The organism is Massilia timonae, from assembly GCF_001866515.1.
Taxonomy (GTDB): domain Bacteria; phylum Pseudomonadota; class Gammaproteobacteria; order Burkholderiales; family Burkholderiaceae_D; genus Telluria; species Telluria timonae.
In genome coordinates this window covers 1,684,206-1,705,236 of the sequence record NZ_JRYB01000001.1, presented here as the reverse complement: position 1 = coordinate 1,705,236, position 21,031 = coordinate 1,684,206, and the positions used below count along the sequence as shown (strand labels likewise).

Below are 21,031 nucleotides of genomic sequence, written 5' to 3'. Positions count from 1 at the left end.
AACGAAAAAAGCCGACAACTCACGTTGTCGGCTTTTCTCTTAATGCTGGTCGGAGTACAAGGATTCGAACCTTGGACCCCCTGGTCCCAAACCAGGTGCGCTACCGGGCTGCGCTACACTCCGAAGAAGCGAGATAATATCGGTTTCGCGTGACCTGGTCAAGTTTTCGTTGCAAAATAGCGAGCTGGTAGTTTTCTGAAGTTAAGTTGAGGTATGTATGTCATGCATATGGCTCTGAACTTTGGCGACCCGGTCAGCCTGCAACGAGGCAACCGGCGCATCGTCATCGGCGTTGCGGTATCGATCGCGGTGCACGCATTATTCCTGCTGGCGTACCGGAATACGACGTTCAAGACCATGGAGATCGCGCCGGCCGAGCCGACTGTGCTGTCCGTCATGATCGCCCCTCCGGCGCCGCCACCGCCACCACCCGCGCCGGAAATCGTTCGTCCCCCGGCGCCAGCCCCCAGCGCCGCCGCTGCACCACGCACGACCCGGCCTGCGCCGCCACAAGCCGTGATCGCGGTCCCGGAAAGTTCACGCACCGGGCCCGATCCGTTCGTCGTGCAACAGGAAGAAACCGCGGAACCAGCGCCGAAGTTCGACATGAACGCGGCGCGCGCGGTGGCGCGCGCGAATGCCCACCTGCGCGACCCGTCGAAGGAAGGCACGGCGCTCGCGCAATTCCCCGAGCCGGCGCTGCAGACCGAATCGAAGCTGGCGCGCGGCATCCGCGAAGCCAAGCGGCCCGATTGCAAGGACGGCCTTCCGGGCGGGCTGCTGGCGCCGATTTATTTACTGATGGAGAAAAAGGATTCGGGCTGCAAGTGGTAAGCCGTCATTCACCCTTGATCTGCAGCGCACGCTCGTAGAGCGCATTCTTCTTGCGCCCCGTGATCTGCGCCGCCAGGTTCGCCGCCTGCTTCACGCTGCACTCGCTCAACAGGATCTGCAGCACGCGCTCGGCCTCGGCATCTTCGGCGTCCGTGGCTTCGACGGCGCCGGCCACCAGCACCACGAATTCGCCGCGCTCGCGGTGCTGGTCGGCCGTGACCCAGGCGCGCGCATCCTTCAGTTCGCAGCGGTGCACTTCCTCGAACATCTTGCTCAGCTCGCGGGCGAACACCACCTGCCGGGTCGGCTCGAAAGCCGCCGCCAGCGCCTCGACGCAATCGACGATGCGATGCGGCGCCTCATAGAACACCAGGGTCGAGGTCTCGCGCGCCAACGGCGCCAGCGCCGCCTCGCGGCCCTTGGCCTTGGCCGGCAGGAAGCCGACGAAGTGGAAGCGGTCGTTCACCAGGCCGCTGGCCGACAGCGCCGCGATCGCGGCCGAGGGACCCGGCAGCGGCACCACGTTCAGGCCCGCGCTGCGCACCGCATCGACGATGCGCGCGCCGGGATCGGACACGCCCGGCGTGCCGGCGTCGGACACCAGCGCCACGCGTTGTCCGGCGCGCAGGCGCTCGACGATTTTCTCGGCCACTTCGCGCTCGTTGTGCTGGTGCGCGGCGATGGTCGGCTGGGACAGGCCGAAGCGCTGCAGCAGCGCACCGGTCTTGCGCGTGTCCTCGCAGGCGACCACGTCGCTGAGGGCCAGCAGGTGTAAAGCACGCAGGGTGATGTCGGTGACGTTGCCGATCGGAGTAGCCACGACGTACAGCGTTGCGGTAGGATAGGACTGCTGGGCCGCCTCGCCCATGACGGGAAGTCGGGCGATGTCGATGGTCTGCTGATCTGTCATAAAGGGTTCCGATGCTGAAGAAAAAAAATCTACCGGGCTTGCTCGCGGCCGCCGTCATTACACTCTTGGCAGGCTGCGGCAGCACGCCGCTGCCTCCCGATACCGGTTGCGGCATGCCAGGCGGAGTGTGCGGTCCTGCGACGCCGGTGACGAATGCGCCGCCACCGGCGCCAGCTTACACGCCGCCGCCGCGCGAAGAAAGTGGCGTACAGACCAATCCGGTCGAACTGCCGCCGAGCGCCGGCGGCGGCCCGCGTGCCGCGGCGCCATCGTCGGCGCCGTACAGCGGCCCGGCCGTGCGCGTGGCGCTGCTGCTGCCGCTCGAGTCGCAGGCGCTGGCCCAGCCGGCCGAAGCGGTGCGCGCCGGCTTCATGGCCGCCCACGACCAGCAGCGCGAAGGCGTCACCGTCAACCTGGTGCCCACCGGCGACTCGACGCAGGCCGCGCTCGACGCCTATCGCGGCGCGGCCGAGCAGAACGATATCGTGGTCGGTCCGCTGGCGCGGTCCGCCGTGGCGGCCCTGGCCACCAGCGGCGCGGTCAACAAGCCGACCATCGCCCTGAACCACCCGCAAGTCAACTCCCCGCTGCCGCGCCAGATGCTCGTCATCGGCCTGTCGCTCGAAGACGAAGCGCGCCAGGTGGCCGAGTGGGCCGCGAGCGAGCAGCCGGTCGGCCAGGCCCTGGTGCTGACCGGCCGCGCCGCCTGGCAGCAACGCCTGTCGGGCGCCTTCAGCCAGCGCTGGGCCGAACTGGGCCGCATGCACGCGACGGTCGAACTGCCGGCCGAAGGCGGCTACGTCGACGGCAATGCGCTGGCCGAGCTGCGCGCCCGTTTGTCGGCCGAGCCGCCGCAGCTGGTGTATGCCGCGCTCGACGCCAACGGCCTGCGCCAGGTGCGCATGGCGATCGGCACCTCGCTGCCGACCTATGGCACCGCCTCGGTCAATCCGGGCCTCGACATGTCCAGCGTGCCGGCCGAACTGGTCGGCGTGCGCTTCCTCGACCTGCCCTGGACCGTGCAGCCCGACCATCCGGCCGTCGCCGGCTATCCGCGCTGGAGCAATGGCGGCCAGGGGCTCGATCCGCAGCGCCTGTACGCGCTCGGCATCGACGCCTACCGCATCGCGCGCGAACTGGCGCAACGCCCCACCGGCGCGTTCGAACTCGATGGCGCCACCGGCCGCCTGTCGGTGAACGTCGGCCAGGGCGATCGCGCCTTCCGCCGCGTCGAGACCGGCGTCGTGGTGCGCGACAATGGCCCGACTGAAGAAATCCTCACCGACGATGCCGGCGGCGACAGCCTTCCGCGCCCGCGCCGCGTGTTCGAACCGGTCGCGACCGGTTTATGAAATGTGGCCCTTGCGCCTGTCCCGACGGCAGGCCCAGGGCCGGGAATGGGAACGCGCCGCCCTCGATTACTTAAAACACCATAAACTGTCCCGGGTCGAGGAGAATTTTCGCTGCAAGGGCGGCGAGATCGACCTGATCATGCGCGATGGCGCAACCCTGGTGTTCGTCGAGGTGCGCCAGCGCGCCGACCGCGCACACGGCGGCGCCGCCGCCAGCATCACCCCTGCCAAGATCCGCCGCCTGGTCTGTGCGGCGCAAGTTTATCTGTTGCGTTTTCCCGTCACTCCTCCCTGCCGTTTCGACCTGGTCGCCATCGATGGCGAGCATATCGAATGGTTGCGGAACATCATTGAAGTGTAAGCAATTTTTACTGCGCTTGCTCAGGTGGGGTTGCCGCTGCACTATAATCCTCGGCTATGAATACTCAACGCATCCTCGCTCACTTCCAGGAGAGCGCCGACCTGAAGATGAAGTCGGCCGCCACCCTGGCTCCTTCCATTTCGGCGGCGGTAGAACTCATGTTCAGCGCCCTCTCCAACGGCAACAAGATTCTGGCCTGCGGCAACGGCGGTTCGGCCGCCGACTGCCAGCACTTCGCGGCCGAGCTGGTCGGCCGTTTCGAGCGCGAGCGCTTCCCGCTGCCGGCGATCGCCCTGACCACCGACACCTCGATCCTGACCGCGGTCGGCAACGACTACAGCTTCAAGGAGATCTTCTCGAAGCAGGTGCAGGCATTCGGCCAGGCGGGCGACATCCTGCTGGCGATTTCGACCTCGGGCAACTCGGCCAACGTGCTGGCCGCGGTCGAGGCGGCCCTGGAGCGCGAGATGCGCATCGTGGCCTTCACCGGCAAGGACGGCGGCCAGCTGGGCAAGCTGCTGACCGACGCCGACGTGCACATCAACGTCCAGCATGCGCGCACCGCGCGCATCCAGGAAGTCCACCTGTGCGCCATTCACTGCATCTGCGACGGCATCGACGTCGCGCTGTTCGGAGGAGACGAGAATGCGTAACACCCGCCGGCCCATGGCCGCGCTATTGACCAAAGTCGTGCTGGGCACCGCCCTGGCGGCATCGCTGTCGGGCTGCTTCGGCCTGATCGTCGGCGCCGGCGTGGCCGGCGCCGTGTCCACGGTCGACCGCCGCACGCTGGGCGCCCAGACCGAGGACAAGTCGATCACGGTCAAGGCCGAGCTGGAAATGCGCAAAGTCACCGGCGATGCCGGCAACGTCAACGTCACCAGCTTCAACCGCCGCGTGCTGCTGACCGGCGAAGTGCGCGACGAAGCCATGAAGCAGGCGGCCGAGCGCGAAGTGCGCAAGATCGCCAACGTGGTGTCGGTCATCAACGAGCTGGCGGTCTCCGGTTCGTCGAGCTACACCTCGCGCTCGAACGACGCGCTGATCACCACCAAGGTCAAGACCAGCCTGGTCGACATGAAGACCGTGTCGGCGATCTCGTTCAAGGTCACCACCGAACGCGGCGTGGTCTACCTGATGGGCCTCGTCACTCCGCGCGAAGGCAATATCGCCGCCGATGTCGCCAAGGGCGTCTCGGGCGTCACCCGCGTGGTGAAGATCTTTGAATACATCAACGAAGAAGATCCGCGCGTGCGGCAGAACAGCCCGGCGCAGGCTTCGCTGGATTAAACAAGGCCTTCATCAGCCCACCAGAAGCGGCAGGACTATAATGGTCCTGCCGTTTTTTCATATCGACCGACCATGACCGCTCCCACGCATTCATCCGCTACCCGTTCCTGGTTCAAGCCCGCCGCCATCGGCGCCGTGGTGCTCGCCCTGGCCGGCATCGGCTACGCCTCGTTCAGCAGCACCACACAGGCGCCGGACGTCACCTTCATCAGCATCGCCGGAGAAAAGATCAGCACCCAATCCTTGCGCGGCAAGGTCGTGATGGTCAACTTCTGGGCTACTTCCTGCGTCACCTGCGTCAAGGAGATGCCGGACATGGTCGCGACCTACAACAAGTACAAGGACCAGGGCCTGGAATTCGTCGCGGTCGCGATGCAGTACGACCGCCCCGACTACGTGCTGAACTTCACCGAGCAGCGCAAGCTGCCGTTCAAGGTGGCGCTGGATTCGGCAGGCGACATCGCGCGCCAGTTCGGCGACGTCACCCTGACCCCGACCACCTTCCTGATCGACAAAGAGGGCCGCATCCTCAAGACCTATGTGGGCGAGCCGGACTTCGCGGCCGTCCACAAGCTGATCGAGAAGGAACTGGCCGGCTGAGGCTCAGGCTTTCGGATACAGGATCATCTGGGTGCAGCGGAACAGGGCGATGGTCTTGCCGCTGGCCTGGTCCGTGACGGTGGCGTCCCACACCTGCGTGGTGCGGCCCAGGTGCACCGCGGTGGCGGTGCAGGCCAGGGTGCCTTCGCGCGCGGTGCCCAGGTGGTTCGATTTCAGTTCGATGGTGGTGAAATTCTGGGCGCCTTCCGGCAGGTTGCTGACGCAGCCATAGCCGGCGCAGGTGTCGGCCAGGGTGACCACGCTGCCGGCGTGCAGGTAGCCATTGGGCGCCAGCAGCTGCGGCTCGACCTTCATCTCGGCGGACAGCTTGCCGGGGCTGACGTCAGTGATGCGGATGCCCAGGTGGCCAGGGAGGAACTTGGCGCCGAACTCGTTGAAGGCTTCCGGGGTGTACTTGGTATTCACGTGTGTCTCGATGTTGTTGTAAAAAACGGCATCGTACACCGGGATCGTTCCACCGGGTCGAGTGATGCTTCTACTCGGCCGGCTCAACGGCGCTTGGCGCCACCCTGTCGTCCGCCCTGCTTGCCTCCCTGCTTGCTCCCCTGGCGCCTGCGCGCCGCCGAATTCTGCTGCTGCAGCATCGCGTCGACCCGCTCCGACGCCTCGCGCGCCAGCTCCTGGGCCAGCTCGATGCTCGGGAAGTATTCCGGCTCGCGGTAGCCCAGCCAGGCATAGGCCGAATACACGCGGCAGGTGTCCTCGACCTCTTGCAGGTTCATGTAGAACAGGTGCTGCGGATTCGGATTCGGCTGCAGCTTGACCACCTTCTTCTTGGCCAGCGACAGCGCCCAGTGTTCCCAGGCGCTTTGCAGCACCGGCACGCGGCTCGAGATCGGCACCAGCGACAGCATGAATTTTTCCGCCACCGACAGCGGCAGCGTGTCGAGCCATTCGGCGCGCTCGTTCTGCTCCTCGGTGATGCGCGGGTAGAAGAAGCCGTCCGGCACGTCGATATTGTGCACGAAGCGTTTCAGGAGCTTGACCAGCGAGGTCTCGCCGGTCACCGCCGCGATGCGGTGCAGCTGCTCGAGCGACGGCGCGACCGCGAATCCGGTGGCGGCCACCGGCGGGATCTTTTCCTTCATCAGCGCGCGCATCACCTGATGGGTGTCGTCGTCGTAGCCGGCCACAAAACCCTCCTCGTGCACGCCGTAGCGCCCTGCCCGGCCCGCGATCTGCTTGGCCAGCGCCGCCGGGATCTCTTCTTCCTCATAGCCGTTGTACTTGACCGTGGTGGTCATCACGATGCGCGCGATCGGCATGTTCAGGCCCATCGCCAGCGCGTCGGTGCCGACCACGATGTCGGCCTGCCCTTCGCGGAAGCGCTCGGCCTGGGCCCGGCGCACCTCGGGCGACAGGTTGCCGTAGACCGTCGCCACCGACAGCCCCTTCTCGGTGATCATGTCGCGCCACATCAAGACCTCGCGCCGCGAGAAGCAGATCACGGCGTCGCCGCGGCGCAGGTTCGACAGCTTGCGCACGCTGGACGGCTCCATCGACAATGGCCCCATGCGCTTGAGCACGTGAACCTCGAGCGGCACCTCCAGGCGCTCGGCCAGCGCCTCGATCGCGCGCCGCGCTTCCGGCGCGCCGACCAGGTACACGACATTCGCCGGCGCCCCGACCACGGCGGTGGTCCAGGCCGCGCCGCGGTCGCGGTCGGCCAGCATCTGGATCTCGTCGATCACCGCGACTTCCACCGGTGTCTTGGTGTCGAGCATCTCGACCGTGCTGGCGACGTGTGTCGCGCCTTCTTCGAGGCGCCGTTCCTCGCCGGTGATCAGGCTGACCTTGATCGGCTCGCCGTGCGGACGCGCGGCCTGCAGGCGCTCGTAGTTTTCCAGCGCCAGCAGGCGCAGCGGCGCCAGATACACGCCGCTGCCGGCCTTGGCGAGCGCTTCCATCGCGCGGTGGGTCTTGCCCGAGTTGGTGGGCCCCAGCAGGGCGATGAACTTGCGCTGCATGCGGCTGGCCACCTCGAACGAGCGCGGATACTCGGCCAGGTTGATGCTTTCCTTGGTGCGCGCCGCATGGCGCTCTTCCTCTTCGCGCTCGACCGCGTGGGTCAGGCGCTGCGAGATGCGCTGGAACACGTACTCGGCCGGCTCCGACGTTTCCAGCTCGTCGAGCACGTCGAGAAACAGCATCGGGTCCCAGCCGAACTGGTCGGCATCCTCGGCGATGTCGCGCACGAATTCCTCGGCTTCGAGGTGCAGGCGCTGCAGGTCTTTCTGGTCGGTGCGTTCTTCGATCAGCTCGCGCCGCGCCAGCAAGTCCATCTTGCGCCACTTGCTCGGCTTGGCCAGCACGCCGCGCGCCGGCACCAGGCGGTAGGGCACGCGCAGGCCTTCGTACTGCACCTCGCCGGAAAAGCGCAGGAACACGCGGCCTTCGAGCTTGACCAGCTCGATGCCGCGCGCGGCCAGGCCGAGTTCGCGCTCGAGGAAGGCGTCGTCGTTCTCGAGGTTGTCGGAAGAAAGATTGTCGTGGTGGTTGCTCATGAGTGAATGCGTCAGAATCGCTTGCCGCCACTATAGCGCGTAAGCGGCCGACGCATTGTCCGTCAGGCGCCCCCGTCTTTCACGAGCGCATAGCCTTCATCGACCCAGCCCGTGACGCCGCCAATCATCAGCTTGACCGGCCGCCCCAGCCCCGCCAGGCGCGCGGCGCCGCGGTGCGCGCCATTGCAATGCGGGCCGGCGCAGTAGACGACGAACAGCGTGTCCATCGGATAATCGCGCAGCTTGACCTCGACCAGCTTCGCGTGCGGCATGTTCAGGGCGCCCGGCACGTGGCCGGCCGCGTACAGCGCGGGACCGCGCACGTCGAACAGGACGAAGTCGGGCTGGCCGCCCTCGAAGGCCGCATGCACGTCGGCGCAATCGGTCTCGTATTCGAACGCCGCGCTGAAATGCGCCAGCGCCCTGTCGCTCGGCGCCGCCGGAACCGCGGAAACGGGTGAAGTCATCATGGTTGCTCCTCGTTGAAAGAGCCTGCAGTGTGGCAGCGAACGAGGGGCCGGGGCAGGTGGCGGGACGACAGAAACTGGTAACATCGCGCCATGCCCCACCATGTCGCCATCCTCGCCTACGACGGCCTGTGCACCTTCGAATTCGGCTGCGCGGTGGAGCTGTTCGCCCTCGAGCGGCCGGAGCTCGGCGTGCCCTGGTACACGCATGCGGTGTGCGCCGTGGACCCCGGACCGCTGCGCGCGATGGGCGGCTTGAGCGTCGTCGCGCCGCACGGCCTGGAGGCGCTCGACGCCGCCGACACGATCGTCATCCCCGGCTGGCGCGACGCGGCGGAGCCGCCGCCGCCAAGCCTGGTCGACGCGCTGCGCCGCGCCGAAGCCCGCGGCGCGCGGCTGTGCGCGATCTGTTCCGGCAGCTTCGTGCTGGCCCATGCCGGCCTGCTGGACGGCCGCAGGGCGACCACCCACTGGCGCTATCTCGAGCGGCTCGCGACGGACTTCCCGCAAGTAGAAGTGGAGCAGGGCGTGCTGTACGTGCAGGACGGCCGCATCGTGACCTCGGCCGGTTCCGCCGCCGGCCTGGACATGCTGCTGCACGTGGTGCGCAGCGACTTCGGCGCCGAGCTGGCCAGCCGCGTGGCGCAGCGCCTGGTGATCCCGGCCCACCGCGACGGCGACCAGGCCCAGCTCGTGGCGCGTCCGCTGCCGCCGGGCGAGCGCAATGCGATCGCGCAGCTGATGGATTGGGTAAGAGAAAACGTGCGCGCGGGGCACACGGTGGAGTCGATGGCGGCCCGGGCGCGAATGGGCACGCGCACCTTCCAGCGCCGCTTCAAGGACGTCACCGGCGTAACGCCGCTGGCCTGGCTGGTGCGCGAACGGGTCGCGCTGGCGGAACGGCTGCTGGAAACGAGGCCGGGGCTAACCATCGACGCCGTCGCCGACCTGGCCGGCCTGGGGTCGGCCGAATCGCTGCGGCGGCACTTCAGGAACCATGGCCTGCCGCCGCCGGCACGCTGTCGCCGGCTGGGCAGGGCGGCTGCCGGGGCAGCCGAAGTGGCCGGGCTGGCCGGGCTGGCTTAGGCGGCGACGCCCGCCTCGTGCGCCTGCTGGTCGGCGTGGTACGACGAACGCACCATCGCGCCCACGGCGGCGTGCACGAAGCCCATCTCATACGCCTTTTCTTCGAACATCTTGAAGACATCAGGATGCACGTAGCGGCGCACCGGCAGGTGCGAATTGGTCGGCGCCAGGTACTGGCCGATGGTCAGCATGTCGATGTCGTGCTCGCGCATGTCGCGCATGACTTCGAGGATCTCTTCGTCGGTCTCGCCCAGGCCGACCATCAGGCCCGACTTGGTGACCGCGCTCGGGTACATCTTCTTGAAGTCGCGCAGCAGGACCAGCGAGTGCTTGTAGTCGGCGCCAGGACGCGCTTCCTTGTACAGGCGCGGCACGGTTTCCAGGTTGTGGTTCATCACGTCCGGCAGGCCGTCGGCGAAGATGTTCAATGCTTTTTCGAGGCGGCCGCGGAAATCCGGCACCAGCACTTCGATCTTGGTGTTGGGCGACAGCGCGCGGGTCTTCTGGATGCACTCGACGAAGTGGCCGGCGCCGCCGTCGCGCAGGTCGTCGCGGTCGACCGAAGTGATCACGACGTAGGACAGGCGCAGGTCGGCGATGGTCTTGGCCAGGTTGCCCGGCTCATTCACATCCAGCGGATCCGGGCGGCCGTGGCCGACGTCGCAGAACGGGCAGCGGCGGGTGCACTTGTCGCCCATGATCATGAAGGTCGCGGTGCCCTTGCCGAAGCATTCGCCGATGTTCGGGCAGCTGGCTTCCTCGCACACCGTCACCAGCTTGTTGGCGCGCAGGATGTCCTTGATTTCGTAGAAGCGCGACGAGGCGGTGGCGGCCTTGACGCGGATCCAGTCCGGCTTTTTCAGGCGCTCGACGTCCGCGATCGGCACGATCTTGATCGGGATGCGCGACGTCTTGCTGGCGCCTTTCTGCTTTTCGCTGGCGTTGTAGGCGGATGCGGAGGCGATGCCGGTGTCGATTTCGGAAGTCATTTGGCTCGTTGCCCCAGAAGGGCGTCAGTTGGTTTGTTCGGTTGGGACACTGTCTGGCACGGGCGACTGGCCGAGATGCCCGGTCAAGGCCCTGGCCAGCGCCTGCTGGACATCGGCCAGCGGCGCCTCGACGCCCATGGTGCGCATGTCGACCGTGGCCAATCCCGAATAGCCGCACGGGTTGATCCAGGTAAACGGGGCCAGGTCCATGCCCACGTTCAGCGATACGCCGTGATAGGTGCAGCCGTTGCCGCGCACCTTGAGGCCGAGCGCGGCGATCTTGGCGCCCTTGCGCGGGCCCTCGGCGATATAGATGCCGGGCGCGCCGGCGATGCGCTCACCGGCCAGATTATACGCCCCTAATACATCGATGACCGCCTGTTCGATTTTTTCCACGAACTGGCGCGCATACAGCTTGCCGCCCGGCTTGTTGCGGCGCAAGTCCATCAACAGGTAGATCACGACCTGGCCGGGGCCGTGGTAAGTGACCTCGCCGCCGCGGTCGGTCTGGACCACCGGCACGCCGTGCGGCGCCAGCACGTGGCCCGGATCGGCGCCCAGGCCCAGCGTGAACACGGGCGGGTGCTCGACGATCCACAATTCGTCCCGGGTCTCGGGCGTGCGCGCGTCGGTGAAGGCGCGCATGGCGGCGAAGGTGGGTTCGTAGTCGGCGCGGCCGAGTTCACGGACGAGCGGCGCGGCGGGGTGGATCGAAGACATGGAATCGGGGGCGAGGCATCGGGCCATAGTATGGACAGCCCCGTCATTATAAGCCAGCACGATGGGGCGTGCCTGCCGAACAGGCAGCCTGCCCCGTTGACGAGATGGCAAGCCGCCCTTACAGGACCATCTTGACCATCGGGTGGGTCGACAGGGTGCGGTACACCTCGTCCAGCATCTCGCGGCTGGTGGCGGTGACGGTGACGGTCAGGCCGGTGTAGTTGCCCTTGGCCGAAGGACGGGTTTCCAGCTTGCCTTCATGGAAAGTCGGATCCAGCTGGGTCACCAGCGCGACGATGGTGGGAGCGAAATCGATATGGGTCGCGCCCATCACCTTGATCGGGAATTCGCTCGGGTATTCGATGAGGGATTCTTTCGGGTCCATGACTAATCCTGTGTAAATGCGCATTGTAGCCAATGCCGGCGTTTTCCTCAGCGTTCCTGAATTTGCCGGCCGCGCGCATCCGTATGGGCGCGCTGCTCGCCGCCGCCGCGCGGGGTGAAGGCCGGCGCGGACGGTTGCGGGCGCGGCGCGGTCGGGGCGACCATCTGCGGCGGCGGGGCGGGCCGTGGCGGCGGCGCGGCAACCATGTGCGGCGGCGGACGCACGTCGGGCCGCGGCATCGGTCGCGGTTCGGGGCGAGCAAACGCCGGCGCGGGAGTGGGCGCCATGGCCGGCGGGCGCTGCTGCTGCAATTGCTGGCTGCGTTCGGCGCGCTCGCGCATGCGTTCGCGCTGCTCGCGTTCGCGCTCGGCGTGGCGCCCGAAACTCATGCGGTCGGCCTGCATGCGGTTGTCCAGGTCGCGCTGCATGCGGTCGCGCTCTTCCTGCTGGCGCACGACGCGCTCCTGCTGCTGCAGGCGTTCGCGCGACAGGCGCTCGTTGCTCTCGCGCTGGCGCGCCATCGGGTCCGTCTCGAGGCGGCCGCGATCCTGCACGAAGCCGTCGCGCGTCACCTGGCCGGTCTCCAGGCGCTGGCGCACCTCGCGCCGCTCGAGCAGGTCGCGCCGTTCGTTGTTCCCGCGGTTCCAGTCGGCGCGCGCCACCAGCGGCGGCGGCGGGGCGCTGCCCGGTCCGCGCGGCAACGCGAAGTTCGCGCGGTCGGGGCGCGGCGCGCGCGGCACGACCACCGGACCACGGCCGCCGAAGTGCTCGCGCGGCACCACGGTCAGGCCCTGGTGTCCCGGCCGCTGCTGGGCCGCGCGGCGGGTGGCGTGGCGCCAGTCGTTCAGGCGCCGCAGGCGCTCGCTGGACAGGCGGTAGCCGGGCACGTAGCGGTCGTAGGGGCTGAGCGGATACCAGCCATGCGCGTGCAGGTCGTGCGAGGCGAAGCCGACGCTCCAGTTGCCGCCGCCGACCCAGCCGACCAGCGCCGGCGACCATACCGGCCGCCGCTCGAGACGGCCCGGGGCCCAGGCCCAACGGTTGCGCACCTGCACCCAGCGGCCGTAGTGGAAGGGCGCATAGCCCCATGGCGCATTGTCGACCCAGGTCCAGCCCCACGGCGCGATATAGCTCCACTGGCCGTCACGGTAGGGCGTCCAGTCGGATGCCACCACGGTGGGCGTCCACAGGCTGCCGTAGTCGGAGTGGGTGCTCCAGCTGCCGTAGCGGTCGAGCTCTTCGTAGCCGGTCATCTCGGTGCCGATGTGGCGCGACGACTGCCCGGCCACCAGCGCCTGGTCGCGCGTGAGGGCCCAGTCGTCGAATTCGTCGCGCCGCGCCTGGCGCGTGCTCACGTCCTCGTCGCGTACCTCGGCGCTGCGGCCGGCGCGCACGGTGAGGCTGGCGCCGGCGCCGTCGACCTGGGCCTCGCCATCGAGCACGCTCACCAGGCTGGTGTCGGGCACGCGGTCGGCGTCCACGCGCAGGCGGCCCGGCTGGGTCAGGCGCACGGTCGCCTGGGCCGTGCGCAGTTCGAACTCGGGCACGACCTCGCTGTTCATGACGCGGATGCTGGCGCTGCCGAAGTGTAGGCGCAGGCGCAGGCGGTCGTCGTCCAGTTCGGTGAACTCGAGCGAGCTGTCGCCGTCCAGGCGGATCGAGGTGGAGCCGATGCGGATCTCGGTGCGGGCGCCGGGCGAGGTCGTGACGAGGTTGCGCGTGGTGACCGGCCAATTGACCACGGCGGCGGCGCTCTCGGCGCCGACGTCACCGCCGATCTCGACCTGGCCCTGGACCAGGGAAACGCGGCCCACCCGGCCCGGCGGCTCGGTTTCCATGACGCCGTTGCCGGTCGCTTCGACCTGCCCTGGCGGATCGGTCTGCAGCACGGTCTGCGCGGACGCGCAGGTGGAAATTGCAGCCAGGGCGAGCAGGGCGGCGGTATGGACGAGGCGATGGGTCATGACATGCTCCAGGATGGAACGCGGACGGGGTGGTTCAGCCTCATTACAACGCTCGAGCTCCCACGTGGACAACGCGGGTTACACAAAGTTGCATCTGCCGGCTTAGCGGAAATAGTAGCCGGCGCCATGCACATTGTCAGGCCGGCTGGCGCTTGACGAAGAACAGCATCGAGCCGATCAGCACCAGCACCGCGCCGAACACGCGGTTCTGCAGGCGCATGTGGCGTGGATCGCGCATGAAGCGCTGCATCGAGGCGGCCAGGGCGGCGTAGCCGTGCATCACGATCGAATCGATCGCCACCATGGTCACGCCCAGGATCGCCAGCTGGGTGAGCAGCGGCGCATCCTTGGCGATGAATTGCGGCAGCACGGCGACCATGAAGATGATGCCCTTCGGGTTCGTGGTATTGGTGAGAAAGCCGGTCAGCACGCGCTTGCCGAAGGACGGATGCGCTTCCAGGCCGGCGGTCGACGCCGTCGGGCCGGGCGCCGGGGCGGCGCGCCACTGGCTGATGCCGAGATAGATCAGGTACAGCGCGCCGATCACCTTGACCGCCGTGAAGGCGACCGAAGATGCCAGCAGCAGCGAACCGACGCCGGCGCCGGCGATGACCAGCACCAGGACCAGGCCCAGCTGCAGGCCGAGGACGGTCGCGCTGGCCTTCTTGAGGCCGTAGGCCAGGCCATGCGACATCGACAGGACCGCGCCGGAACCGGGCGAAATGGCGATCAGCGAACCGGCGATGACGAAGGCGATCCAGGTGGCGAAGCTCATGGTGGTGAAAAATGAATGGTGCTGCGGAAGGAGGGGGAAGACGACTGCCGGGGGGGCAGGAAACGACACATTCAGCCAGCGCGCGCGACCCGCGAACGGGCCGCGACGCGAGGCCGGGTACTGATTACTTCTTCTTGGTCGGGTTGACCGCTGCCTTCAGGGTCGCGCCAGCCGAGAAACGCGGGCTCTTCGACGCCGCGATCTTGATCACTTCGCCGGTGGCAGGGTTACGGCCCTTGCGTGCGGCGCGCTTGGTCACCGAGAAGGTGCCGAAGCCGGTGATGCCCACCGTGTCGCCCTTTTTCAGGCGCTCGGTGATGATCTCGATGATGGTGTTCACGGCGTCGCCAGCGGCAGCGCCCGACATCTCGGTGCGCTTCGCGAATTCTGCGATCAGTTCGCCTTTTTTCATAAATCCCTCCGGGGTTAAAAGAGCGGGAAGATTAGCATAAATATTGCTATGTGTAATGCCGCTCCCCGAGGGAAATTTGAAAGGAAGCCTTATGCGACGCCAGATTCGATGACCGGACCGCTCAAACGGTTGCGCAGCGCGGCGTTGATCAGGGTCTGGTAACCGGTGCCGCAACGCTCGGACAAGTTGCGGAATTCCTTCAGCACCTCGTCGTCGAGATAGATCGTGATGCGGGTCTTGCGCTTCGGCGGACGGGCGCGGCGGACCGGAGCGGAAGTGGAAGCGGCAGGCTGGATCGAATCGGTATTCATTGGATGATCTCCTTCGTTTGGGGGGACGAGGCTGCAGTGCCGCAACCTTCAGCGTTGCACTATACGTATGCAGACCGGCAGTCGCCCGGCAAAAGCGACGAGATGCAGATTTCCAGGCATGAAATGCAAAAAGCCGCGCCGAACGGCTCCGCGAACCGTGTAGCGAGCATTTGGCGGCTCGGTTAATATCGTAGCAACTTGACATGAAGGAGCAGAACTATGGCTGGAGTCGGCTTACTTGCACTCCTGGACGATATCGCCACCATCCTCGACGACGTCGCCGCGATGAGCAAGATTGCGGCCAAGAAAACCGCGGGCGTGCTGGGCGACGACCTGGCGCTCAATGCGCAGCAAGTCTCGGGCGTGAAAGCCGATCGCGAGCTGCCGGTGGTCTGGGCGGTGGCCAAAGGGTCGATGGTCAACAAGGCGATCCTGGTGCCGGCCGCCCTGGCGATCTCGGTCTTCCTGCCCTGGCTGATCACGCCGCTGCTGATGATCGGCGGCGCCTTCCTGTGCTTCGAGGGCTTCGAGAAACTGGCGCACAAGTACCTGCACAGCGCGCAGGACGAGGCCCGGCACAAGGCGCAGCACGAGGCGGCCGTGGCCAACCAGGCGATCGACATCGTCCAGCTCGAGAAAGACAAGATCAAGGGTGCGGTGCGCACCGACTTCATCCTGTCGGCCGAGATCATCGTGATCTCGCTCGGCACCGTGGCCGGCGTGGCGCTCGGACAGCAGGCCCTGGTGCTGACCGTCATCGCAGTGGTGATGACGGTCGGCGTCTATGGCCTGGTGGCCGCCATCGTCAAGATGGATGACGCCGGCCTGCACCTGAGCAAGAGCCAGAGCGGCGCCGCCCGTAGCTTGGGCAAGGGTTTGCTGGCAGCCGCGCCACGCCTGATGAAGATCCTGGCGGTGGTCGGCACCGCCGCCATGTTCCTGGTCGGCGGCGGCATCATCTCGCATGGGGTGCCGGCGCTGCACCACTTTTCGCAGGGAGCGGCCGCCGCGGTAGCCGATGTGCCGACGGTCGGTGGGGTGCTGGCCTTCCTGGCGCCGATCCTGGTCGATGCCCTGGTCGGCGTGCTGGTGGGCGCCGTGGTGCTGGGCGTGGTGACGCTGGTGCAGCGCATGCGCGGCAAGAAGGCGGCCGCGCACTGATCCCGTTCATCGGCGCGGGCATCCGGCCCGCGCCGCTCGCCATTCATTTCGGCGGTTCGTTCTTGCGCGACATGATGGCGCCGATCGCCAGTCCGATCGCAAACCCCGCATACACCACGCCCAGCGCATTGCGCGACAGGCGCTTTTCATAGCCCGGCTGCAGCGGCCGCGGCGTCAGCTTGTAGTCGGTGAAGGCCGCGAACGCGGAGGTCGCCGCCGAGGCGGCGGCGATGGCCATCGGGTTCTTGCCGTCCATCACACCCCCGAGCGCGCGTTCGAACACGAACGACCAGAAGGTCGCGCTGGCATGGTGGATCAGGTAGCCGGGAACCGTGTAGCGCAGCGAGAAGCGGTCGCGGTAGCCTGCTTTATGGCCATGCACATAGTGGCTGACGGCATTGGTCGGTGCATAGGCGCTGCCGGTCTGCATCTTGCCGACCACGGACATCGCCACCGTCGACAGGATGCTCGAAGTCGCCCCGGAGATGAGTGCGCGCTGTAATGCCGTATTTTCCATACAATCCTCTTTTACTTGATGTGAAGGGAAGCACGGATGCGGATTTTGCTGACGGGGGCGAGCGGTTTCATCGGGCAACATTTGCTGCAGGCGTTGCTCACCGAAGGCCACCACGTCGTGTGCGCGGTGAGAGCACCTGAAGCGAAGCTTCCGAAAAGCGCTGACCCGCGCTTGAGCACTATCCACGCCGATTTTTCCAAAGATACCGATAAATCCACCTGGCTGGCGCGCCTGTCGCATATCGACGTCGTGATCAACACGGTCGGCATTTTCCGCGAAAGCGGACGCCAGGATTTCGCCCGCCTGCACCGCGACACGCCGCGCGCGCTGTTCGCCGCCTGCGCCGAATCGCACGACGTGCAGATGGTGATTCAACTGTCGGCGCTGGGCGCCGACCGCGATGCGACGACGCCCTACCACCTGTCCAAGCGCGATGCCGACGACTACCTGGCCTCGCTGCCGCTGCGCTCCTACATCGTCCAGCCCTCGCTGGTGTACGGCCGCGACGGCGCCAGCGCGCGCACCTTCCGCGCCCTGGCCAGCATGCCGTTCACGCTGCGCTTCGGCAGCAAGCCGCAGCTGGTGCAACCGATCCACGTCGACGACCTGGCGCTGGCCATCGTCGGCCTGCTCAAGCACCGCCTGCCGATGGCGCCGGGAGCGGGCACCTCGATGCGGGTGCCGCTGGTGGGGCCGCAGGCGATGCCGTTCACCGACTATCTCGGCCTGCTGCGCTCATCGATGGGCATGGGGCGCCAGCGTGTGCTGCCCCTGCCGGGACCGGTGGCGCGGCTGGCGGCCGCCGTCCTGCCGGGTTCGCTCATCAGCCGCGATGCGCTGAGCATGCTGGACCGCGACAACACGGCCGACGTCATGCAGACGGCGATGCTGCTCGGCCATCTGCCGCGCTCACCGGATGAATTCATCGGCGACCCGGACGGCGAACGCGCGCGCGCCAAGCTCGGCTGGCTGCTGCCGATGCTCCGCTACAGCATCGCGGCGGTGTGGATCCTGACCGCGATCGTCTCCTTCGGCCTGTATCCGGTCGAGGCCAGCTACGAGCTGCTGGCGCGCACCGGCATTCCTCCCGACCTGCAGCCATTGATGCTGTATGGCGCCGCCAGCTTCGACCTGCTGCTGGGGCTTGGCATCCTGTTCCTGGCGCGGCGGCGCTGGCTGTGGCTCGCACAATTGGGCCTGATCGGGTTTTATACGATCGTGATAGCGTTCAAGCTGCCTGAATTCCTGCTGCATCCCTACGGGCCGCTGACCAAGAACCTGCCGATGCTGGCGGCGATCTGGCTGCTGTATCAACTCGAGGAAAAATAATGGATTACGTGGTGCTGAAATGGCTGCATATCGTCTCGTCGACGCTGCTGTTCGGCACCGGCATCGGATCGGCCTGGTACATGCTGTTCGCGAACGTCAGCCGCGACGTGCGGGCGATCGCGGTGGTGGCGAAATACGTCGTCATCGCCGACTGGCTGTTCACGGCCACCACCGCCATCCTGCAGCCGCTGACGGGCTTCTACATGATCCACCTGGCCGGCTATCCGCTGCACAGCAAATGGATCATGTGGTCGATCATTCTGTACGTGATCGCCGGCGCCTGCTGGCTGCCGGTGGTGTGGCTGCAGATCCGCATGCGCGACATGGCGGCGGAGGCGGCGCGCCTTGACGCGCCATTGCCGGCGCTGTACTGGCGTTATTTCAGGATCTGGGTGACGCTGGGCGTGCCGGCGTTCGCGGCGTTCATCGTGATTTTCTGGCTGATGGTGGCCAAGCCGGTGTAACGGGAGTGTGCTGCATCCTTCGTATCGAAATACGTTTTCGCCACCGTCCACCCGCCCCAGACGCCCACGCCAAAGGCGATGAAGGCAGCGACTCCGAGTACTGTTTTAAGCAATTTCCAAGCTGCTTGTTCTTCCATGTTCTACCTCTTGCGGGTTGCAACCAAGAATCCACATTTATCATAAACCCGACACTCGACAGACGCGCGACTGGCGAGCGTCCCGCCCTCGGGCAGCCGCGTACAATGGCCCGCGTACCGATCAACCAGAAGGAGATTTACGCATGCGGGCTTACCAGATTCTTCACGGCGCGAACATCGACGGCCTCCAGTGCATCGACTACCCGGAGCGCGACCTCGGCCTGGGCGAAGTGCGCATCCGCGTGCACGCCGTCTCGCTCAACTACCGCGACCTGATGGTCGCCGGCGGCAACTACCTGGTCTCGGTCGAGGACCCCATCATCCCGTGCTCGGACGGCGCCGGCGAAGTGCTGGCGGTCGGTCCCGGCGTGACCCGGGTGCAGGTCGGCGACCGCGTGGCCGGCTCCTTCTTCCCGCACTGGCTGGAAGGCGGGCCGACGCCTGACAAGGTGCGCCACGGCCTGGGCGGCGACATCGACGGCATGCTGGCCGAAGAAGTCATCCTGCACGAGGACGCGCTGGCCATCATCCCGGCCGGCCTGTCCTTCATCGAGGCATCGACCATGCCGTGCGCCGCGGTCACCGCCTGGAACGCGATCTTCGTCTCCAGCAATCACGTCAAGCCGGGCGATACCGTGCTGCTGCTGGGCACCGGCGGCGTCTCGATCCTCGGCCTGCAACTGGCGCGCGCGGCGGGCCTGCGCACCATCGTCACCTCGTCCAGCGACGACAAGCTGGCGCGGGCGCGCGAGCTGGGCGCCCACCACACGATCAATTATCAGGCGATTCCCGAGTGGCACGACGAGGTGCTGCACCTCACCCACGGCGTCGGCGCCCAGGTGGTGCTGGAAGTGGGCGGCAAGGGGACGGTGAACAAATCGGTGTCGAGCGCCGCGATGGGCGGGACCGTCGCCGTCATTGGCGGCGTCAGCGGTTTCGGCGGCGAAGTCAATCCGGCCTCGCTGCTGGCCAGCGCCAAGCGCCTGGTGGGCATCTATGTCGGCAGCCGCGCCATGCTCGAAGACGTGATGCGCTTCGTGGACGTGAGCGGCGTCAAGCCGGTGATCGATCGCGTGTTCCCGTTCGGCCAGGCGCGGGAGGCGTATCGCCACATGGCGTCCGGCGCGCACTTCGGCAAGGTCGTGATCGACGTCACCGACCGCTCCTAGATCAGCAGCGCAGCTTACTTTCGAAGCTTCGGCACCAGCTCGATCTCGAACAGCTTGGGCCACAGCTTGCCGGTGACGAACAGGCGCTTGCCCTTGCCATCCCAGGCGATGCCGTTGAGGACGGCATCGACCTCCTTCGTGCCGCGCTGGTCGGGCGGCAGCAGGCCGGTGAGATCGATCACCCCGAGCACCTTGCCGCTGTCGGGGTCGATGCGGGCGATGAGTTCGCTGCCCCAGATGTTCGAGTACAGCTCGCCGTCGACCATTTCGAGTTCGTTCAGGCGCTCGACCGGGCGGCCCTCGCTCGTGACCTGCACCCGGCGCAGCTCCTTCATCGTCTTCGGATCGAGGATGCGGATGAAGGAACTGCCGTCGCTCATGTACAGCTGCCTGGCATCGCTGGCCAGGCCCCAGCCTTCTCCCTCGTACTTGAAGCTCTGCTTGAGCTTGAAGGTCTTGAGGTCGAACACATAGCCGACCTGCGAAGTCCAGGTCAGGCCGACCAGGTGGTTGCCCACCGCGGTCGCCCCTTCGCCAAACACCTCCTTCGGCAAATCGGCCTTCTGCACCACCTTGCCGGTCTTGAGCTCCACCTTGCGGATCGTCGAGCGGCCATACTGGCCGGTGCTTTCGTACAGGTGGCCGTCACGGTAGAACAGGCCTTGCGTGAAAGCCTGGGGATCGTGGGGGTAGGTATTCTTGACAACGAAACCGTAGACCGGCGGCGCGGCCTGGGCGGCGCCCGCGCTCACGCAGGCGATGGCGCAGGCGACGGCGAAGGTGGAAAACTGTTTGAGCATCATGGTTGACTGAAAAAGCGGCAACAGACTGTAGCACGATCGCCATCGGTTCGCCCCCGACTGCGCATCAGACATACGCCAGCAGGCGCCCGCAGGCGATCACGGCGATCCAGAGCAGCAGCGACAGCGCCGCATGCAGCCTGGCCCAGGCCGGCGCGCCGGCCGGCCAGCCGGCGGCCCCGCGCCAGGGGCCGGCATGAAAGACGAGAGCATTGACGCCGGCCGCCACGATCAGCGCCAGCTTGAGCACGAAGACGTCGTTGTCCAGCAACTCGGGCTGGGTCGAGAACATCAATAGCCCACTCGGCACGATCAGCAGCAGGCCGAACCAGGACCACGGCAGCAGGTGGCGCGCCAGCGCCTGCACGGGAAGCGTACGGCCGAAGCCGAGCAGGCGCAGGTCGAACATCGCCGCCGCCCCCACCAGCACGGTGAAGCCGACGATGTGGACGATCTCGACGATCGGATACAAC

Annotated in this window: 25 protein-coding genes and 1 tRNA gene; 11 read left to right on the top strand and 15 right to left on the bottom strand. The window is 66.8% G+C overall.

Annotated elements, in window-relative coordinates:
- Positions 1-46: 46 nt before the first annotated feature.
- A tRNA-Pro gene (locus tag LO55_RS07430) sits at positions 47-123 on the bottom strand.
- Between the two features lie 99 nt (positions 124-222).
- Here LO55_RS07430 and LO55_RS07425 point away from each other — a divergent pair.
- Positions 223-834 (top strand): hypothetical protein, encoded by a 612-nt coding sequence (locus tag LO55_RS07425; protein ID WP_143054480.1) that lies wholly within the window; start codon positions 223-225, stop codon positions 832-834.
- A 4-nt stretch (positions 835-838) separates the two neighbouring features.
- Here the strand turns inward: LO55_RS07425 and rsmI are convergent, their stop codons facing one another.
- Entirely contained in the window at positions 839-1,744 is a 906-nt protein-coding gene (gene rsmI / locus LO55_RS07420; RefSeq protein ID WP_005664275.1) for a 16S rRNA (cytidine(1402)-2'-O)-methyltransferase, read from the bottom strand.
- An 11-nt stretch (positions 1,745-1,755) separates the two neighbouring features.
- Here rsmI and LO55_RS07415 point away from each other — a divergent pair, with 11 nt between their 5' ends.
- From LO55_RS07415 to LO55_RS07395, 5 genes are all read left to right on the top strand, one after another.
- Positions 1,756-3,096 carry a penicillin-binding protein activator gene (locus LO55_RS07415; RefSeq protein ID WP_005664274.1) on the top strand — a complete coding sequence of 447 codons (1,341 nt, stop codon included), beginning with the start codon at positions 1,756-1,758 and terminating at the stop codon, positions 3,094-3,096.
- 1 nt (position 3,097) lies between these two features.
- The gene (locus tag LO55_RS07410) at positions 3,098-3,457 is read left to right on the top strand and encodes a YraN family protein (RefSeq protein ID WP_071361001.1); all 360 of its coding nucleotides are present in this window, start codon (positions 3,098-3,100) and stop codon (positions 3,455-3,457) included.
- Between the two features lie 56 nt (positions 3,458-3,513).
- Positions 3,514-4,110, top strand: a complete 597-nt coding sequence (locus LO55_RS07405; RefSeq protein ID WP_005664272.1) for a phosphoheptose isomerase — start codon at positions 3,514-3,516, stop codon at positions 4,108-4,110.
- The gene (locus tag LO55_RS07400; RefSeq protein ID WP_005664270.1) at positions 4,103-4,747 is read left to right on the top strand and encodes a BON domain-containing protein; all 645 of its coding nucleotides are present in this window, start codon (positions 4,103-4,105) and stop codon (positions 4,745-4,747) included. The genes LO55_RS07405 and LO55_RS07400 overlap by 8 nt, the downstream gene beginning before the upstream one ends.
- A gap of 72 nt (positions 4,748-4,819) precedes the next feature.
- A complete protein-coding gene (locus LO55_RS07395) occupies positions 4,820-5,347 on the top strand; it encodes a TlpA disulfide reductase family protein (protein WP_005664269.1) in 528 nt (175 codons plus the stop codon).
- Between the two features lie 3 nt (positions 5,348-5,350).
- Here LO55_RS07395 and LO55_RS07390 read toward each other — a convergent pair whose 3' ends face one another.
- The 3 genes from LO55_RS07390 to LO55_RS07380 form a co-directional block, all read right to left on the bottom strand.
- Positions 5,351-5,773, bottom strand: coding sequence for a PaaI family thioesterase (locus LO55_RS07390; protein ID WP_143054479.1), 423 nt, complete (start codon positions 5,771-5,773; stop codon positions 5,351-5,353).
- 83 nt (positions 5,774-5,856) lie between these two features.
- Positions 5,857-7,872, bottom strand: coding sequence for a helicase-related protein (locus LO55_RS07385; RefSeq protein WP_071361000.1), 2,016 nt, complete (start codon positions 7,870-7,872; stop codon positions 5,857-5,859).
- 62 nt (positions 7,873-7,934) lie between these two features.
- Entirely contained in the window at positions 7,935-8,342 is a 408-nt protein-coding gene (locus tag LO55_RS07380) for a rhodanese-like domain-containing protein (protein WP_071360999.1), read from the bottom strand.
- Positions 8,343-8,432: 90 nt separating this feature from the next.
- Here LO55_RS07380 and ftrA point away from each other — a divergent pair, with 90 nt between their 5' ends.
- Positions 8,433-9,425, top strand: coding sequence for a transcriptional regulator FtrA (gene ftrA, locus LO55_RS07375; protein ID WP_071360998.1), 993 nt, complete (start codon positions 8,433-8,435; stop codon positions 9,423-9,425).
- Here ftrA and lipA read toward each other — a convergent pair.
- From lipA to LO55_RS07340, 7 genes are all read right to left on the bottom strand, one after another.
- Entirely contained in the window at positions 9,422-10,414 is a 993-nt protein-coding gene (lipA, locus tag LO55_RS07370) for a lipoyl synthase (protein WP_071360997.1), read from the bottom strand. The two genes, ftrA and lipA, sit on opposite strands and share 4 nt — an antisense overlap.
- A 24-nt stretch (positions 10,415-10,438) precedes the next feature.
- The gene (gene lipB / locus LO55_RS07365; protein WP_005664261.1) at positions 10,439-11,134 is read right to left on the bottom strand and encodes a lipoyl(octanoyl) transferase LipB; all 696 of its coding nucleotides are present in this window, start codon (positions 11,132-11,134) and stop codon (positions 10,439-10,441) included.
- A gap of 118 nt (positions 11,135-11,252) precedes the next feature.
- Positions 11,253-11,519, bottom strand: coding sequence for a DUF493 family protein (locus tag LO55_RS07360; RefSeq protein ID WP_005664257.1), 267 nt, complete (start codon positions 11,517-11,519; stop codon positions 11,253-11,255).
- A 47-nt stretch (positions 11,520-11,566) separates the two neighbouring features.
- Positions 11,567-13,483: a DUF6600 domain-containing protein gene (locus LO55_RS07355; RefSeq protein ID WP_071360996.1), complete on the bottom strand. Its 1,917-nt coding sequence runs from the start codon at positions 13,481-13,483 to the stop codon at positions 11,567-11,569.
- A 136-nt stretch (positions 13,484-13,619) separates the two neighbouring features.
- Positions 13,620-14,258, bottom strand: coding sequence for a LysE family transporter (locus LO55_RS07350; RefSeq protein WP_005664254.1), 639 nt, complete (start codon positions 14,256-14,258; stop codon positions 13,620-13,622).
- Positions 14,259-14,382: 124 nt separating this feature from the next.
- Positions 14,383-14,670 carry an HU family DNA-binding protein gene (locus LO55_RS07345; protein ID WP_005664253.1) on the bottom strand — a complete coding sequence of 96 codons (288 nt, stop codon included), beginning with the start codon at positions 14,668-14,670 and terminating at the stop codon, positions 14,383-14,385.
- Between the two features lie 89 nt (positions 14,671-14,759).
- A complete protein-coding gene (locus tag LO55_RS07340; RefSeq protein WP_071360995.1) occupies positions 14,760-14,981 on the bottom strand; it encodes a BrnA antitoxin family protein in 222 nt (73 codons plus the stop codon).
- Between the two features lie 219 nt (positions 14,982-15,200).
- Between LO55_RS07340 and LO55_RS07335 the strand changes: the two genes are divergently transcribed.
- Positions 15,201-16,142, top strand: coding sequence for a DUF808 domain-containing protein (locus LO55_RS07335; RefSeq protein ID WP_005664250.1), 942 nt, complete (start codon positions 15,201-15,203; stop codon positions 16,140-16,142).
- Between the two features lie 43 nt (positions 16,143-16,185).
- Here the strand turns inward: LO55_RS07335 and LO55_RS07330 are convergent, their stop codons facing one another.
- Complete coding sequence (locus LO55_RS07330) at positions 16,186-16,659, bottom strand: hypothetical protein (RefSeq protein ID WP_071360994.1); 474 nt, start codon at positions 16,657-16,659, stop codon at positions 16,186-16,188.
- Positions 16,660-16,695: 36 nt separating this feature from the next.
- Between LO55_RS07330 and LO55_RS07325 the strand changes: the two genes are divergently transcribed.
- The 3 genes from LO55_RS07325 (at position 16,696) to LO55_RS07315 (ending at position 19,758) form a co-directional block, all read left to right on the top strand.
- Complete coding sequence (locus tag LO55_RS07325; protein WP_071360993.1) at positions 16,696-17,988, top strand: SDR family oxidoreductase; 1,293 nt, start codon at positions 16,696-16,698, stop codon at positions 17,986-17,988.
- On the top strand, positions 17,988-18,452 hold the full coding sequence (locus tag LO55_RS07320) for a DUF2269 family protein (RefSeq protein ID WP_071360992.1): 465 nt from the start codon (positions 17,988-17,990) through the stop codon (positions 18,450-18,452). The genes LO55_RS07325 and LO55_RS07320 overlap by 1 nt, the downstream gene beginning before the upstream one ends.
- Positions 18,453-18,732: 280 nt before the next feature.
- Complete coding sequence (locus LO55_RS07315; protein WP_071360991.1) at positions 18,733-19,758, top strand: zinc-dependent alcohol dehydrogenase family protein; 1,026 nt, start codon at positions 18,733-18,735, stop codon at positions 19,756-19,758.
- A gap of 14 nt (positions 19,759-19,772) precedes the next feature.
- On the opposite strand, the gene LO55_RS07310 is transcribed toward LO55_RS07315, so the two are convergent.
- The gene (locus LO55_RS07310; RefSeq protein WP_083415224.1) at positions 19,773-20,561 is read right to left on the bottom strand and encodes a glutaminyl-peptide cyclotransferase; all 789 of its coding nucleotides are present in this window, start codon (positions 20,559-20,561) and stop codon (positions 19,773-19,775) included.
- A 64-nt stretch (positions 20,562-20,625) separates the two neighbouring features.
- Positions 20,626-21,030, bottom strand: a complete 405-nt coding sequence (locus LO55_RS07305; protein WP_083415222.1) for a DUF6644 family protein — start codon at positions 21,028-21,030, stop codon at positions 20,626-20,628.
- Position 21,031: the final 1 nt, after the last annotated feature.

What these genes read in the sequence shown, in the direction of transcription:
- LO55_RS07425 (WP_143054480.1), top strand. Translation starts at nt 223, where the DNA reads ATGCATATGGCTCTGAACTTTGGCGACCCGGTCAGCCTGCAACGAGGC.
- rsmI (WP_005664275.1), bottom strand. Translation starts at nt 1,744, where the DNA reads ATGACAGATCAGCAGACCATCGACATCGCCCGACTTCCCGTCATGGGC.
- LO55_RS07415 (WP_005664274.1), top strand. Translation starts at nt 1,756, where the DNA reads ATGCTGAAGAAAAAAAATCTACCGGGCTTGCTCGCGGCCGCCGTCATT.
- LO55_RS07410 (WP_071361001.1), top strand. Translation starts at nt 3,098, where the DNA reads ATGTGGCCCTTGCGCCTGTCCCGACGGCAGGCCCAGGGCCGGGAATGG.
- LO55_RS07405 (WP_005664272.1), top strand. Translation starts at nt 3,514, where the DNA reads ATGAATACTCAACGCATCCTCGCTCACTTCCAGGAGAGCGCCGACCTG.
- LO55_RS07400 (WP_005664270.1), top strand. Translation starts at nt 4,103, where the DNA reads ATGCGTAACACCCGCCGGCCCATGGCCGCGCTATTGACCAAAGTCGTG.
- LO55_RS07395 (WP_005664269.1), top strand. Translation starts at nt 4,820, where the DNA reads ATGACCGCTCCCACGCATTCATCCGCTACCCGTTCCTGGTTCAAGCCC.
- LO55_RS07385 (WP_071361000.1), bottom strand. Translation starts at nt 7,872, where the DNA reads ATGAGCAACCACCACGACAATCTTTCTTCCGACAACCTCGAGAACGAC.
- LO55_RS07380 (WP_071360999.1), bottom strand. Translation starts at nt 8,342, where the DNA reads ATGATGACTTCACCCGTTTCCGCGGTTCCGGCGGCGCCGAGCGACAGG.
- ftrA (WP_071360998.1), top strand. Translation starts at nt 8,433, where the DNA reads ATGCCCCACCATGTCGCCATCCTCGCCTACGACGGCCTGTGCACCTTC.
- lipA (WP_071360997.1), bottom strand. Translation starts at nt 10,414, where the DNA reads ATGACTTCCGAAATCGACACCGGCATCGCCTCCGCATCCGCCTACAAC.
- lipB (WP_005664261.1), bottom strand. Translation starts at nt 11,134, where the DNA reads ATGTCTTCGATCCACCCCGCCGCGCCGCTCGTCCGTGAACTCGGCCGC.
- LO55_RS07360 (WP_005664257.1), bottom strand. Translation starts at nt 11,519, where the DNA reads ATGGACCCGAAAGAATCCCTCATCGAATACCCGAGCGAATTCCCGATC.
- LO55_RS07355 (WP_071360996.1), bottom strand. Translation starts at nt 13,483, where the DNA reads ATGACCCATCGCCTCGTCCATACCGCCGCCCTGCTCGCCCTGGCTGCA.
- LO55_RS07350 (WP_005664254.1), bottom strand. Translation starts at nt 14,258, where the DNA reads ATGAGCTTCGCCACCTGGATCGCCTTCGTCATCGCCGGTTCGCTGATC.
- LO55_RS07345 (WP_005664253.1), bottom strand. Translation starts at nt 14,670, where the DNA reads ATGAAAAAAGGCGAACTGATCGCAGAATTCGCGAAGCGCACCGAGATG.
- LO55_RS07340 (WP_071360995.1), bottom strand. Translation starts at nt 14,981, where the DNA reads ATGAATACCGATTCGATCCAGCCTGCCGCTTCCACTTCCGCTCCGGTC.
- LO55_RS07335 (WP_005664250.1), top strand. Translation starts at nt 15,201, where the DNA reads ATGGCTGGAGTCGGCTTACTTGCACTCCTGGACGATATCGCCACCATC.
- LO55_RS07330 (WP_071360994.1), bottom strand. Translation starts at nt 16,659, where the DNA reads ATGGAAAATACGGCATTACAGCGCGCACTCATCTCCGGGGCGACTTCG.
- LO55_RS07325 (WP_071360993.1), top strand. Translation starts at nt 16,696, where the DNA reads ATGCGGATTTTGCTGACGGGGGCGAGCGGTTTCATCGGGCAACATTTG.
- LO55_RS07320 (WP_071360992.1), top strand. Translation starts at nt 17,988, where the DNA reads ATGGATTACGTGGTGCTGAAATGGCTGCATATCGTCTCGTCGACGCTG.
- LO55_RS07315 (WP_071360991.1), top strand. Translation starts at nt 18,733, where the DNA reads ATGCGGGCTTACCAGATTCTTCACGGCGCGAACATCGACGGCCTCCAG.
- LO55_RS07310 (WP_083415224.1), bottom strand. Translation starts at nt 20,561, where the DNA reads ATGATGCTCAAACAGTTTTCCACCTTCGCCGTCGCCTGCGCCATCGCC.